14 protein-coding genes are annotated in these 14,850 nt (G+C 42.3%); 1 reads left to right on the forward strand and 13 read right to left on the reverse strand.

Annotated elements, in window-relative coordinates:
- Positions 1–22 precede the first annotated feature (22 nt).
- From DDZ16_RS04545 to DDZ16_RS04600, 12 genes are all read right to left on the reverse strand, one after another.
- Positions 23–1,792, reverse strand: a complete 1,770-nt coding sequence (locus tag DDZ16_RS04545) for an NADH-dependent [FeFe] hydrogenase, group A6 (protein ID WP_109263235.1) — start codon at positions 1,790–1,792, stop codon at positions 23–25.
- Between the two features lie 32 nt (positions 1,793–1,824).
- Entirely contained in the window at positions 1,825–3,618 is a 1,794-nt protein-coding gene (locus DDZ16_RS04550) for an NADH-ubiquinone oxidoreductase-F iron-sulfur binding region domain-containing protein (RefSeq protein WP_109263236.1), read from the reverse strand.
- A 27-nt stretch (positions 3,619–3,645) separates the two neighbouring features.
- Positions 3,646–4,044, reverse strand: a complete 399-nt coding sequence (locus DDZ16_RS04555; RefSeq protein ID WP_109263237.1) for a (2Fe-2S) ferredoxin domain-containing protein — start codon at positions 4,042–4,044, stop codon at positions 3,646–3,648.
- 21 nt (positions 4,045–4,065) lie between these two features.
- Positions 4,066–4,587, reverse strand: a complete 522-nt coding sequence (locus DDZ16_RS04560; RefSeq protein WP_232526551.1) for an ATP-binding protein — start codon at positions 4,585–4,587, stop codon at positions 4,066–4,068.
- Between the two features lie 57 nt (positions 4,588–4,644).
- Complete coding sequence (locus tag DDZ16_RS04565; RefSeq protein WP_232526552.1) at positions 4,645–5,409, reverse strand: PHP domain-containing protein; 765 nt, start codon at positions 5,407–5,409, stop codon at positions 4,645–4,647.
- Positions 5,406–5,753 (reverse strand): DRTGG domain-containing protein, encoded by a 348-nt coding sequence (locus tag DDZ16_RS04570; protein WP_109263239.1) that lies wholly within the window; start codon positions 5,751–5,753, stop codon positions 5,406–5,408. The genes DDZ16_RS04565 and DDZ16_RS04570 overlap by 4 nt, the downstream gene beginning before the upstream one ends.
- A gap of 247 nt (positions 5,754–6,000) precedes the next feature.
- Positions 6,001–7,383, reverse strand: coding sequence for a [Fe-Fe] hydrogenase large subunit C-terminal domain-containing protein (locus tag DDZ16_RS04575; RefSeq protein ID WP_109263240.1), 1,383 nt, complete (start codon positions 7,381–7,383; stop codon positions 6,001–6,003).
- A 6-nt stretch (positions 7,384–7,389) separates the two neighbouring features.
- A complete protein-coding gene (locus tag DDZ16_RS04580; protein ID WP_109263241.1) occupies positions 7,390–7,806 on the reverse strand; it encodes an ATP-binding protein in 417 nt (138 codons plus the stop codon).
- A 9-nt stretch (positions 7,807–7,815) separates the two neighbouring features.
- Complete coding sequence (locus DDZ16_RS04585; RefSeq protein WP_109263242.1) at positions 7,816–8,160, reverse strand: hypothetical protein; 345 nt, start codon at positions 8,158–8,160, stop codon at positions 7,816–7,818.
- Between the two features lie 267 nt (positions 8,161–8,427).
- Positions 8,428–9,621 (reverse strand): SpoIIE family protein phosphatase, encoded by a 1,194-nt coding sequence (locus DDZ16_RS04590; RefSeq protein ID WP_109263243.1) that lies wholly within the window; start codon positions 9,619–9,621, stop codon positions 8,428–8,430.
- A gap of 23 nt (positions 9,622–9,644) precedes the next feature.
- Positions 9,645–11,510: a [Fe-Fe] hydrogenase large subunit C-terminal domain-containing protein gene (locus DDZ16_RS04595; protein WP_109263244.1), complete on the reverse strand. Its 1,866-nt coding sequence runs from the start codon at positions 11,508–11,510 to the stop codon at positions 9,645–9,647.
- 85 nt (positions 11,511–11,595) lie between these two features.
- Positions 11,596–11,859, reverse strand: coding sequence for a (2Fe-2S) ferredoxin domain-containing protein (locus DDZ16_RS04600; protein ID WP_109263245.1), 264 nt, complete (start codon positions 11,857–11,859; stop codon positions 11,596–11,598).
- Between the two features lie 400 nt (positions 11,860–12,259).
- Between DDZ16_RS04600 and DDZ16_RS04605 the strand changes: the two genes are divergently transcribed.
- The gene (locus DDZ16_RS04605) at positions 12,260–13,042 is read left to right on the forward strand and encodes a hypothetical protein (protein WP_109263246.1); all 783 of its coding nucleotides are present in this window, start codon (positions 12,260–12,262) and stop codon (positions 13,040–13,042) included.
- 1 nt (position 13,043) lies between these two features.
- On the opposite strand, the gene DDZ16_RS04610 is transcribed toward DDZ16_RS04605, so the two are convergent.
- Positions 13,044–14,834 carry an NADH-dependent [FeFe] hydrogenase, group A6 gene (locus DDZ16_RS04610; protein WP_109263247.1) on the reverse strand — a complete coding sequence of 597 codons (1,791 nt, stop codon included), beginning with the start codon at positions 14,832–14,834 and terminating at the stop codon, positions 13,044–13,046.
- Positions 14,835–14,850: the final 16 nt, after the last annotated feature.

Raw genomic sequence — 14,850 nt, forward strand, 5'->3', positions numbered from 1 at the left:
TGTAGGTTCGTTGAACCTTAACCTATTTTACTTCCGCTTTCTTCTTGCGATCAAAATAGTGGGTATGCAATAACTCGTGAGACAAATCACTGAGAGGTTTGCCCAAAAATTCAGCATATAGTTCCTGAATAAAAGGGTTCTCATGTGACTTACGGATCGGTTTGCCGGCATCCTCCTCATAAATGGCCCGCTGACGTTTTTTAAGGATATCAACATCACCATGATGGTATGGCTGACCGCCTCCACCAATACAACCTCCGGGGCAAGCCATAATCTCAATGGCATGAAACTCCGACTTTCCGGATTTCACATCTTCCAACAGCTTTCTTGCATTTCCAAGTCCATGGGCAATACCAATGTTAAGCTTAAGACCATCGAAATCCACAGTAGCTTTGCGGGAACCTTCCATTCCACGAAGCTCTTCGAAGTCTACTTTTTCAAGCGTCTTACCCGTATGAACTTCATATGCTGTTCGTACAGCAGCCTCTATAACACCACCAGTAGTACCAAAGATCACACTGGCACCGGTTGATTCACCAAGTGGATTATCAAAATTCTCGTCGGTAAGAGAAGTGAAATCAATATTGGCATTTCTAATAAGTTGCGCCAGCTCACGGGTAGAGATAGATACATTCACATCAGCATCTCCGTTCACTGAAAACTCCTCCCGGGTACACTCATATTTTTTGGCCAGACAAGGCATCACTGATACCACAACCAAATCCTCACGTTTCTTATCCAGCTTCTTAGCAAAATAAGACTTGGCAATGGATCCAAACATCTGTTGGGGTGATTTAGCCGTTGAGGGCACATCTTTCATTTCGGGGAAATGATGCTCAAAAAACTTCACCCACCCCGGACAACAGCTTGTCAAAATAGGCAACTTCACATCCTGATCACCATTCAGATGGCGATTTAAACGATCCAGCAATTCGGTTCCTTCCTCCATAATGGTAAGGTCGGCAGCAAAATCGGTGTCAAATACATAGTCAAACCCAAGTTTACGCAATGCAGCCACCATTTTTCCGGTAACCAAATTCCCGGCTTCCATGCCAAAAGCTTCGCCCAAGGCAGCACGAACGGCAGGGGCAGTTTGAACAACCACTGTTTTGGCGGGATCAACAAGAGCTTCAATCACTTTCCAGGTGTAATCACGCTCGGTAAGAGCACCCGTAGGACAAACAGCCACACACTGTCCGCAATAAGTACAGACTGAGTGATCCAAATCCATTTCGAAAGCTGGTGCTACCACTGATTCGAAACCACGGTTTACAGCAGATAAAACACCGACGGTCTGAACTTCATTACAAGCTGTTTCGCAACGGCGGCACATGATACATTTGTCCATCTCGCGAATAATGGCAGGTGACTGATCCCCCTTGTAAGTAGATTGCTCACCGGTATAATGAATTTCCCGAATTCCAAGATTCTGAGCAAGATCCTGAAGTTCACACTCTCCGGATTTAGCGCAGGTAAGACACTCCGGCGGGTGATCCGAAAGAATCAATTCAACAACTGTACGTCGGGCATTGATAACTCTTACAGAGTGTGTATGCACCTCCATGCCTTCCATACACTCTGTTTTACAGGCAGGAGCCAGATTGCGACGGCCTTCAACCTCCACCACACAAACACGGCAACCACCAGGCTTATTCTCAAAGTTCATATCATCCATCTTCATATAGCACAAAGACGGAATATTGACCCCGATAGATTTAGCAGCCTCCAGCAGGGTGGTACCTTTTTCCACCACAACCGGTTTATTATCTATAGTTAGTTTTACTAAGTTCATACAAAATCCTTTTTCAATATTATCAGATAAGGTTACTGAATGCTGATGGCGCCAAATTTACATTTCTCGATACAGGCACCGCATTTAATACACACACTGCTGTCTATGACATGAGGCAGTTTCTTCTCTCCCGAAATGGCATCAACCGGGCAAACTCTGGAACAGAGCGTACAGCCCACACACAATTTGGAGTTGATAACATACTGCATCAGTGCACGACATTGTCCGGCAGGGCATTTACTCTCCTTCACGTGAGACTGATACTCCTCGGGGAAATTGTCCATTGTAGACAGAACGGGGTTGGGAGAAGTTTGTCCCAACCCACACAGGGCGGTATCCTTTATGACATTTGCCAGATTGCGCAGGCGAGTCAGGTCTCCCTCTTCTCCCTGTCCCAGTGTGATTTTGTCCAGCATTTCATGAAGTCGCTTATTTCCAACCCGGCATGGGGTACATTTTCCGCAGCTTTCCTCAACAGTAAAATCGAGATAGAATTTAGCAACAGAAACCATACAGTCGTCTTCATCCATTACAATCATACCACCTGATCCCATCATGGAACCACTTGCCAGAAGTCCGTCATAATCGATGGCCAGATCAAGGTGGTCCTCTGTCAGACAACCTCCGGAAGGACCTCCTGTCTGAACTGCTTTAAATTTCTTTCCGCCCTTGATGCCACCTCCAATATCGAAAATAACTTCACGGAGGGTGGTTCCCATGGGGACTTCAATAAGTCCTACGTTATTAACCTTTCCGGCCAGAGCAAAAACTTTAGTTCCTGGACTTTTTTCTGTTCCAATCTTTTTAAACCAGTCAGCCCCTTTCAGGAAAATAGCCGGAATGTTAGCGAACGTTTCAACGTTGTTAACATTGGTTGGCTTCTCTTTGTATCCACTTTGTGCAGGAAAAGGAGGCTTCACGGTAGGTTCGCCACGCAACCCTTCCATTGAGTGAATGAGGGCAGTCTCCTCTCCACAAACAAAGGCACCGGCTCCATAGCGAATCTCAACATCAAAATTGAAACCAGTTCCAAAAATATCGTTGCCTAACAAGCCATAATCCCGTGCTTGCTCAATAGCTATCTTCAAACGTTTAATGGCAAGAGGATATTCAGCCCGGATATAAATCAGCCCCCTGTCGGCCCCAATGCAGTAACCGCAAATGGCCATAGCCTCCAGCACTGAATGGGGATCCCCTTCAAGAATCGAGCGATCCATAAATGCACCGGGATCCCCTTCATCGGCATTACAAACCACATATTTCTGGTCAGCTTCCGACTTACGGGTCAATTCCCATTTTAATCCTGAAGGGAAACCTCCTCCTCCGCGGCCACGAAGACCAGAATCTTTGACCACGTTAATGGCTGCTTCAGGAGTCATTTCCTCCATTATGGTTCCAAGTGCACTGTAACCGTCACGGGCAATGTACTCATCAATGTTTTCGGGATTAATAAAACCACAGTTTCGCAAAGCAATTCTCAACTGTTTTTTATAGAAGTCCATATGTCGTGAGTCGCTTACATGCTCCTTTGTTTCGGGATCAACATATAACAAACGCTCTACTTTACGCCCTTTAATGACATGCTCAAGAACTATGTCTTCAGCATCATCAGGCGCTACGTGCACATAGAAGGTATTATCAGGCACCATTTTAACAACAGGACCTTTTTCGCAGAAACCAAAACACCCGGTACGAACAACCTGAACATCATCCTGAAGATTGTTCTCGCTCAAAGAGGCGTTTAAATTTGAGGCAATGGCTTCGCTTTCCGAGGCGCGGCATCCCGTACCTCCACAAACAAGAATATGGTTTTTGTATTTGGCCATAGCTTTATTTTGATTCAGAGTTTAGATTTACTTTTTATCAATCGTTTCATAACTGTCGGGGATAATTCCATCCACCAACTCCCCATTTTTGATGTATTTTTCAATAATCTCAGAGGCCTTTTTTGTGTCAACTTGCCCAAATACAACTGGTTTTTCGCCGGGCAGTGTCACTTCAATAGTAGGCTCTGCATAGCAATAGCCCATGCAGCCGGTTTGAGTCACCACTGCATCAACAGCCTGACTTTCCAGTTCATCAACCATATAATTCATGGTATCTCTTGCACCGGAAGCAATGCCACAGGTCGCCATCGAAACCTTAATTTGTACAAGGCTGTCAGGGTGATCACTTTTCTCTCTCAGGGTGATTTTCCCTTTGAGATCGTCTCTCATTTTCTTGAGGTCCTGAAGATTCTTTACTTTACTCATAGCTGATCAGATTAAAATAACTTACAGTTCTTCCTTCAACATATTTTTTACAAAAACCCCAACTTTGGGGTGTGATATCGGAATTCCATCCAGTATATCATTGATTTCACGGGATGAAATTTCATATACTTCTTCATCTTTTTGGATTCTCACTTTAACATTGATAGCAGGATTACCTGTTATCAAAAGGGACAAAGTGGATGCAACCTCACCCAAAGGGATGCAGTCAATATTGCTGGTAAAAAACACGGCTTTTACGGTTGTTCCTTCACCGGGGGCCGAAACCACTTCTACTTTCCCACCGGTCTGCTCGGCATTCATTTTCAAAAACGGCAGACCCAGTCCTACCTTTCTGGTAGTTCGGGATGTTGTGTATGGGTCAGTTATTTTCTGAACCATCTCTGCATCCATTCCGCAACCGTTGTCGCGAATGGTCATTTCAAGAGTTTCTCCCAAAAACACCAGACTCACGTCTACCTCATCCGCTCCCGCTTTGATGGAGTTTTCGGCTATGTCCATGATGTGCATCGAAAGATCCTTCATTACGTTTTATTTCTTTTATTCTGAAAATTTGATCATTACCGGGTCATTTCAATAATTCTATCCTCCTTTGTTCTTCAGCAACTCAGGCATCACACTTCTTCCACTTTCACCATTAAGGGCCCGCTTAAATTCTTCCAGTTTTGTATCTTTTATTGTTAACAGAGTCAAATGACTACCCAATTTCTCAGGCCAATGAGCATCTGAACCGGCCACCAGAGGTTTAATCTTGCCCCATCCCATTTTGTCAACCAACGCTGGTTCCGCTTTAGGACTTATCTCCAAAGCATCGGCCTGTATATCGGGAGGTACAAAACCTAACTGGCTACTAAGGCTGTTGGACTTACGATCAATATGAGCCGGAATAAATAAACCACCTAACGATTTTACCAACTGATATGATTCATCAAGGTTCCGGTCCAAAGCAGCGATCAATAGCCTTTCCTCTTCTCCAAGGATGTTATCCTCTGCATCCACCCAGACCTGATCACCAAAATAATCAGGATTATTAGGCACCTTTATCAACCACTTATCCAGCCATTTTTGAAATTCATCAATGGCATTCATCTCATCAAAAAGTGCCAGGCAATGCACTTCCTCCCGTGTATTGATTTCAGCTCCGCCCCAAACAGTAATGCCTTTTTGCCGGCCAAGTTCCATAACCACTCTGCACTGCCTGGTTGAGTTATGATCGGTAACAGCCAATATGTCAATGTTCTTTTTTAGTGCTTCATTAATAATCCTGCCCGGGCTCATATCCAGATTTCCACAAGGAGATAATACCGTGTGAACATGCAAATCTGCCCGAAAGGTCTTTAACATCATCCTCCATTTTGGTTTTGGATCAATTCGTAGAGTTTCCCGGTCAGTTCGAAAGTTTCCATTTCAGTTCCAAGCAACGGAATCTCTTCTTCAATACCCTGAGCCAATGTATCCTCATCAGGCTTGTGTCCCTTCACCAATATCACAGCAGCGACTTCTTTAAGCGAAGCAACAGCCATCACATTTTTGTGTGTTTGCAAAGTCACCCATACATCACCTTCTGATGCATTGCCCATCACGTCGCTCAATAAGTCAGAAACATATCCTCCGGTTACTTCCCGGTCAAGGCTCTCATCTCCACAAAACACACTTAAACCTAATTCCTTAACTATATTTTTTACTTTCATAATTGCAATACTCCGTTAAACTTTTACAATATATTTGTAATCAATTGATTACAAGAATATCCTTTTTCATATTAATGTGAAGAATTTCAGCATGACACGAATGATCTTACATCTAATATCTATAAATCTAACGATCTATTGTTATTGTATTTGCTAAAAAAAAATCACTTAAGTTATAGGCCGAATGCCTGCCTGTTGACAGACATTGAGATTGTTCCGGTTAATAGGAACTCGTTTCATTTGAAACTCACCCCCCCGCCTCATCTTCAGCCCCTTTTTTATTACAATTTTTGTCCAATCTGTTTTTGCCCCATACCTTTTCAATGATTTTAAGGGCATGCTCTCCACTCAACTTGCTATGCTTTTCCATCATCCGTTGAATAAAAACACAAGCTGAAAGCTGAGATTCACGTCTTACAATATCTTCTGCAAGACTCTGGCAGTTTGGAGCACCGCAAGCACCACAATCAATCCCCGGCAGGAAACACATTAAATGGCGAACCTGCTGCATCTTTCGCATAGCTTCTCCCATATCTTCATCCAAAGCCATCATAGATCGTGGCTCCAGTATGCCAATGTCCATATTATGATTCATAAAGTGAGTATAAGCTTTTATGTCTCCGGGAATATCAGCAACTCCTTCAAAACGCTTAGCTCTTTTATTCAGTCTTTCGGTGGTTAAAAAACGGTTACCGCCAACCAACACCCCTCCGGCACAACTCTGATCACAAGCCCTTAATTCCAGAAAATCGACATTCCCCAGTTCATCATTTTCAAGCTTTTCAAGAAATTCGATAACATTATGAATGCCATCAATGGCCAGGCAACGTCCTTCCATCCTGCTGGCCTCCCCCTCAGTCAGGCTGTATTTAATAGATCCGGGACTCAAAAGAGGCAACATTTCACCGGGGGAAACACTGCTGCTATTGTGTCTGGATTTAATCAGCCGGTATATTTTATTATAGATAAATCTCATATCAATGACGCCATCGAGAGGAGATTGCTCTTCACCCACAGGGCTTTTTACAGCGGCAATCTTGGCGGCACATGGAGTGACATAAAAGATTCCAATATCCTCAGATGGGATGCCTTCATCCTCCAGGCGTTTTCTGAAATAAACAGCAGATGCATCAATAGGAGGTTTGATATTTAGTACCTGATCAAGAAGTGATGGAAATTTAATTTGCACTAAACGAACAATGGCCGGACAAAATGAAGATATTGATGGTTTTTCTTCAGCTTCCCGGGCTGTTTCAACCATTGCCTTCCTTATGATTCCGGCAGTGTGTTCCGTCTGAAAAACATGGGTAAAGCCCAGCTCCCGCATTACTGAAAAAATTTCTGCCTCTGTTACTTTAGCGGGAAACTGTCCAATCAAAACAGCAGGAACCAAAGCAACGCGACATTTGTAATTGAAGATCCGGTCAAAATCGTCATGTTCAACAAAAATGGCATCAACCGGACATGCCCGCATACACTCACCGCAATCCACACACCAATCCGGACGAATAGATGCGATACCGTTACGAATACGTATTGCGCCTGTCGGGCATACATTCATACAATGTGTACAACCGTAACAAGTCTTTTCATCAACTTTAAGTGCATGATAAAAACTGTCCTCTGCCATTTATTACTACTCGTTTAACAAAGTGGTTATTTCTACTTTAGTGCCCTTGCCAACTTCACTGGTAATATTCAATTCATCGGCATTTTTTTTCATATTTGGCAATCCCATTCCGGCACCGAATCCCATCTCCCGGACAGCCTGTGAAGCAGTGGAATACCCCTCCTGCATTGCCTGATCAATATCCGGGATCCCCGGTCCTTCATCTTCAATAATGACAAAGATCCTGTGTGGCTCTATATCAACCTGAATACAACCATTCCAGGCATGTGCCACAACATTTACTTCGCCCTCGTAGAGGGCAACAACCAATCTTTTTATTATGGGTGGAGGTACATTCAACTGTTTAAGCATCTTCTTTACAGCACTGCTGGCATTGCCTGCCTTTGAAAAGTTTCCTCCCTCTATTTCGTATTTAAATTTCATTAATTCGATTTAGTAAACAGGTTTTAATCCTGCATCATGCAACCGGGCAATGGCGCCAAACATGGAGAACCGGCATTCTATTAAAACCATTTCATGTTCTGATGCAATTTCAAGCATTGGTGGCAAAACCCGTTTATTCCTGACAAATACGATACACTCAATATCTGCCATTTCAGCCGTTCTGATGGTTTGCAAATTGTTGAGCCCGGTAACCAGAACAAGCTTATCGGTATCAAGTGTTAAAACATCACTCATTAAATCACTTGCGAAACCAAAAAGAACTTCTTTCTGGAGAAATTCCTCTCCCATGACCACATTCCCATCTAAAACATCCACTAAGTTTTCAATTTTCATGGTCAATCAGCTTTCGGGTTCAACATTATCAAAAAGCTACAAAACAAACACTTAACCCCAATAATGAGATTAAAGATTTTTTTCACTAATAAAAATACGAAACTACAATTTTTAACGATTACTTAAAACAAAAAACCGCCTTCAAACTAATAAATATCTAATCTAAATTACTGCAGAAATGACAAATGAAAGCAATAAAAACCTTAATCACCGAGAAACCATTGATGACACTTTTTAACTTTTGAATAAAAAAGTCATTGATGCGAATTACATAAATTCAACATCCACTTCTTTAAGAAATTTTTCCTCAAGAAGATTAACAATCCGTTTTATCACCGAACGCCTAATCTCAAGTTCCACGGGAAGGTTAGGATCCTGATGAGCCACATTTATGCGGGTACCATTCAAGACATGGATTTTATCACTTTCAAGCAGCATACGAATCATTAGATCTGCCGGGCCATTACCAAGCTTGGTATCACGGTGGAAATTTTCAAGTATCCTGGCTACCTTGCCTAGTGTCAAAATGCCTTCAGTAACCAGATTAATTCCTTCAACATAAGAAGCTGGGGGTAATTCCGGATCGGTAGATTGCATTCCGGCATCAAATTTCAGCGCCAGTTCACGAGCCACCAACTCAGCAGTCGTCCCTCCTGCTATAATCTTTTTACCATGAAAACGCTGTACCTTTAATGCAAAGTCAAGATCATGCTTTTCTTCGAAGGGCGGCCCCGAAACCAATAAAAGTTTTCGGGGCTCACGAAAATATATAACTCCACACGAAGTATCATCCTTAGGGCTTTCCCCATCATGCAAAGCAGCCATATTAACAACTTTACGGGACAATTTTGCAGCGGAAATATATTGCTCATTACGCAATGTTTTTTTCACATATTCCACAGCCCCGTCTCGCCCCCACCCAAAGGGAAAAGAGCGAGTCCCCATTCCGGACTGAATGATCCCGTCTGTCCAGAATACGACACGATCTTCTTTCTGTGCCCGAAAACTACAAGTCTTTATTATTTTTCCTTTATGCCTGTCCGACTCCAGTTCAAGATTTTCCCACCCGGGATCAAATTCCTGATTATTTCTCAGCAGAAGGCAAGAGGGATTATCGTATTCAACAATAGTCGTTTGCCCGTTATCCTCCATATCCACAATGGTGAATGTGGAATAACTAATCTTTCGTACTGAGCACACAGGCAATGTATTCATAATAATCTCGGCTGTTTTTCTAACCTCGCGGTGTTCGATGGTAAAATTCACCGCCATGGAGGAGGTCAGTGACGCCAAAACATTGGCCTTTACTCCTGAGCCCATGCCATCTGACAAAACCACAATGGTACGCCCCTCTTCACGAATGCGCCGGGATAGAAAGACATCTCCGCAAATGGCCTCCCCTTCATGATCTTTCTGCTCACAAAAAATATCCAGAAATATATTTTGGTCTGGTAAATGCATAGTTATCTGATTAAAAGGCCATATTACTTACTGCCAATTCCTTCATCATCTCTTGTTCCCAATTTTTGTGCTTCAATAATAGAAGTAAGGATTTTTTCAGTCTTGGAAGCGCTTTCTCCCAAAAGGAAAGCAATCTGCTGGACAGTCTCAAGGTTTTCACGGATAACCTCTCTGGCCCTTGTCACCACTTCTTCCCGCCTAACTTCAGGAGCTGTCAAATCTCTGATAATACCTCCTACTATTTTGTTTTTTTCTATGGTAAACACAGACACATTCAAAACCGAATCACCGATAGAGGTATCTCTTGTAAGTACATCCTGTCCCGAATTTAGAACTGTTGCAAAAAGTTTGGGGAAAGGGAGAAGGGAAGACAATTCGGCACCTTTTAGTCCGGGAATCATTTCATTAATATGTTGCGCATCTTCACCAAGCATATTCACAAAGCTGTTATTCGATTCAATAATTTTCAAGTCTTCATCAACAATAACAACGCCTGCACGGATTTTATTCAACATAGCCGTGGTGGTCTCTGCAGCCTGACGAGCCAGCTTTTCTTCTTCTCTGGCTTTTTCTTCACTTTGCTTTAATGCTTCTTTTGTTTTTTTGAGCTTTTCATTCGTAGCATTCAACTTGCCAATAAATGTATGCAACTGATGAATTGTGTATGTATAACACATCTCATAATTGGTAAGACCCTGGCAATATGCGACTGCGAACTCACGACAGGAAGGATAACCACAAGCACCGCACCCTAACTGGTCCTCCACCTTTGCTTTGCCCATTTCATGAAGGACTCGCTGAATTTCACTTTCGGCAGGATAAGGCAACCTTTGATCCTGCTCTTTAAAAGACTGGCTCAGATCAAGATCTCCAAAAGATTCTATTTGCTGTTGCCATTTTTCATAATCGAAATCTTTAAGCCGTTTTTTGACATATTTGATAACTTGAGACCGCCTGTAAAATTTTTTCCCCCTTGGTGAATTGCCGGGGCCCATAAGGCAACCTTCACAGTAAAAAAGATCAAGATGTTGTTGCAGGCCAATTTCTGTTTTAAACTCCTTAAGAGACTGTAAAAAATTACTTCTTCCGGCAGTGACAATAATACTGGCACTCAACAGATCCTGATTAATATCTACAGACTGAAGCATTCCTCTGTTTATAGGAAAAAGTCCTCCTTTTCTTCCAATAGGCGGATCAAAATCGCTGAATTCCACTGAATTTTCGGTAATATGCTTTTCGGCAAACATCTCGCGTAATTCACCAAACGTTAAAACGCCATCCGTTTTTCCGTCCCCTTTAAACTTCCTTGCATCATCTTTAGCTGCTACACAGGCAGTCAAATAGACCACCTTGGTATCTGCTCCGTACAGACGACGGGTAACCTTAGACATGGCCACATAAGGAGGAACAATTGGTGCCAGGTTGTCAACCAGTTCGGGATGATTCTTCTCCACATAAGCAGCCACTGGCGGACATTTGGTGGTGATGTAATATTTCCCCTGAAAGTTATAGAGTAATTCGCGGTATTTAAAGGAAACCAAATCGACCCCAAACGCTCCTTCCATTACATAATTAAACCCAAGAGCGCGAATCATGCCTACAAATTTCCTGTAATCTGTAATGTCAACAAATTCTGATGAGATAGCCGGGTCGCAGACTGCTGCAACCGGGATATCTGCTTCCAGTAAATTTTTTACACGAACTTTTTCATCCCTCACCTCTATCGCATCCTGGGCACACATAGTTACACAATTACCACAACCAATACATCTTGAAGGTATTATCTCTGCATGTTTTTCTACGATGCGAATTGCTTTGGCAGGACATACCCGGATACAGGTAAGACTGAGGTTACATTTGTCTGGATCTACATGAATCAATTGAGCCATAATTTTATCTTAAAACCGGATCTGATCAGTCTGAGAGGAACAACCTCAGACCCATTCCATTACTTTAATTAAAAAACGGGAAAAATCATTCCTCAGCACCTTCGTCTGAAAAATATTCATTCAAAATCTCAAAAACATTGTCAGATGTAACGTCTCGTATAACTTCTCCATTAATCTTCAAAATGGGCCCATGTTCACAAAGTCCGTCACACAAGTCTCCTCTGAAAAAAACCTGTTCCTCCAGATTGTGCTCTTTGAGATAGTTTTTTATTAGTTCCAGAGTATAACGGTTTCCTCTGGAAAAGCAAGAACTCCCAAGACATATGGTAATATCAGTTTCGTTACTCATAATCTTTTATTTTCGGATAAAAACACCTGACCACTTAAAATATTGAATTATCAGCATTAAATGGTAAACTCATTAAAATTACATATTTTTAACTCACCAAATGATGATGAACTTCAATTTTAAACCATTAAAAATTATTTGAAATTTCTCAAATCAAAGCTCATGCTTAAGCATCATTTCATTATTCCATCAAAACAAGTTCTATTTAGCCCTGTCTATAAATTAAGCAAACAGTGTCAAAAGTCATGTGCGTATTCAGAAAGCTTCATTTACAAGGCTTGCGAAGCCCGAAAATAGGCAGTCCCGATCCTTCGGGATGAGTTATTTTCGGGCAAGCGTAACACAGCAAGTGGTACTTTCTGACCAGACTCTATTTAGTCAATAACCTGAACATCTAAACATGTCAAACATCTTCCTCCCCATATCGTCAAAAGAAGATTATAATGTTTTAGTGCCATTTTGCGAAAGACTGGCAAGAAGACTCGACTTCTCCCTGACCATTTCAACCTGTGAAGATCATGGCTTACAACTAAAAAATCAACTCAGGCCGCACGATGAGAGAGTAGTAGGTTCTGAAAAGAATTTTTACAAGGTGATTGAAAGTAATGTCAACAATGCTGAGGCGGATATCTCAATGGTTTGCATCTACCCAGGCACTATTAGGTTAGATGCAAACCACAATTGTCTGAGATTTTTCTCAAGGTTAAGAACTCTCACTGTTCCATATTTTTTACTTCCCGATCTTATCCAAAAAAATTGGATGCCTGAAAATGTCTTTTTCCCGATATGCGCAAGAGACGGGGAAAAAGAAGCTTCGGCATGGGCCGGTTTTTGGACACGTCATACAGGCGGACAACTCCATCTTGTTCACCCCAAAATTAAATACCACGACAAACATAAGGCGGTATTCGCCAACCTGAACTTTATCAAAAGGTTACTGGAGAAGTCGGGGATTGCTTATAAAACCCTGAGTTATGGCTTTAATAAAAAAGAGACTGTGAGTTACTCCCTGGAAATGGCAAAAAGGAGTAATTCGGGATTGCTTATTCTGTCTGCAAATCGCCTAAATTCTCCTGAATACATTTTCACAGGGCCACCCGAAAAGAAGATATTAAAAAACCGGAGCAATACCCCGGTTCTTTTCGTCAATCCACGACACGACTTATATTTGCCATGTGGATAGGTTAATATCGTTGACGGGCAACATAATTTGTATGTAACAATTCATGCGACTTATGTCCCAAAGGCTCATGCAGGAATTCCTCATAAATCTGTACAATTTCAGGATTCTCATGCGATTTTCGAATTTTCTTTCCGGAGTCTTCTCTGTAAATAGCTTCAGATCTTTTCTTCCTTATTTCGGGAGAAGTGGGCAGAGGCTGACCACCGCCACCTAAGCAGCCTCCGGGACATGCCATTATCTCAATAAAATGGTAGTCGGCTTTTCCGCTTTTCACAGCTTCCATTACCTTTTTGGCATTCGACAATCCGTGTGCAACACAGGTTTTAACCTCTACTCCATCCAAAAAATCCCATTCAGGCACCGGATCTTCAATCTTTATAGAAGCTTCACGGACATTCTCCATACCTCTGACCGGTGTAATATTTAATCCGTCGAAAGGAACTTCTCTTCCGGTTACTACTTCATAAACCGTACGCAAGGCAGCTTCCATTACGCCTCCTGTAGCGCCAAAAATAACAGCCGCACCGGAACTTTCACCCATAATACTGTCATAATCATCATCGGGTAATGAACCAAAATCGATACCTGCCTGCTTCACCATCAAAGCAAGCTCACGGGTAGTTACCACATAATCCACATCCTGATATCCACTTGCACGCATTTCGGGACGGTTGGCTTCAAACTTCTTAGCAGTACATGGCATTACGGAAACGCTTACCATATTCGCAGGATCTACCCCCATCTTTTGGGCATAAAATGTTTTGGCCAGGGCTCCAAACATTTGTTGAGGAGATTTGGCAGTAGAAAGATTCTCCAGCATATCAGGGAAGGTATGCTCAATGAACTTAATCCAACCGGGCGAACAGGAAGTAGTCATAGGAATCTTAACATCCGGATCTTTGTCTTTTAAGGCCCTTTTCAACCGATGAAGTAGTTCATTTCCTTCCTCTATAATGGTAAGGTCGGCAGAAAAATCGGTATCCAAAACAGCATTAAACCCAATTCGGCGAAGAGCCGCTACCATTTTGCCGGTAACAATCTCTCCCGGTTTCATATCCAGGGCCTCTCCTAAAGCAATTCTCACTGCCGGAGCTGTCTGAACCACAACAAACTTTTCGGGATTGTATAGGGCATCCCAAACCTCATTGATATAAACCTTTTCAGTTAAAGCTCCCGTTGGACAACGATTAACACACTGACCGCAATTGGTGCAAACTACTTCATAAATCGGTTTCTCAAAAAAGGTGGACACTTTCATTTCACCCCCCTTATGTGCTACGGTAAGAGCACTAATGCTTTGAATTTGATCGCAGGTTCTGACACACCGTTGACACCGAATGCACTTAGAGTCATCTTTTATGATGGAAGGGGAAAACTCATCCACAGTATATCCCTTCAATGGTACCAATGGAATAAAACCATTCTCCCCTACAATATATTCATTGGTTAAAGACTGAAGTTCGCACTTGCCATTCTTGTAACAAGTGGTACATTCTGCGCGATGTTCAGCAATCAAAAGTTCAATTATTTGCTTGCGTGAATTTCGAACTTTCAAACTATTGGTAAAAATCTCCATCCCCTCACTAACCGGGTTTGCACAAGCTGGCTGAAGGCGGTCAAGCCCCGCCTGTTCCACAACACAAACACGGCAGTTTCCGGCAACGCACAGATCCTCATGATGACACAATGTAGGAATGCGAATATTTATCTTTTTAGCAGCCTCAAGAATCGTAGTTCCTTCATCAACCGAGACGCTAAGATTATCTATTTTTAAGTTTACTTGTTCCTTCATAGCAAAACAGGATTTG

The sequence above is a fragment of the Marinilabilia rubra genome (assembly GCF_003121985.1).
Lineage (GTDB): Bacteria > Bacteroidota > Bacteroidia > Bacteroidales > Marinilabiliaceae > Marinilabilia > Marinilabilia rubra.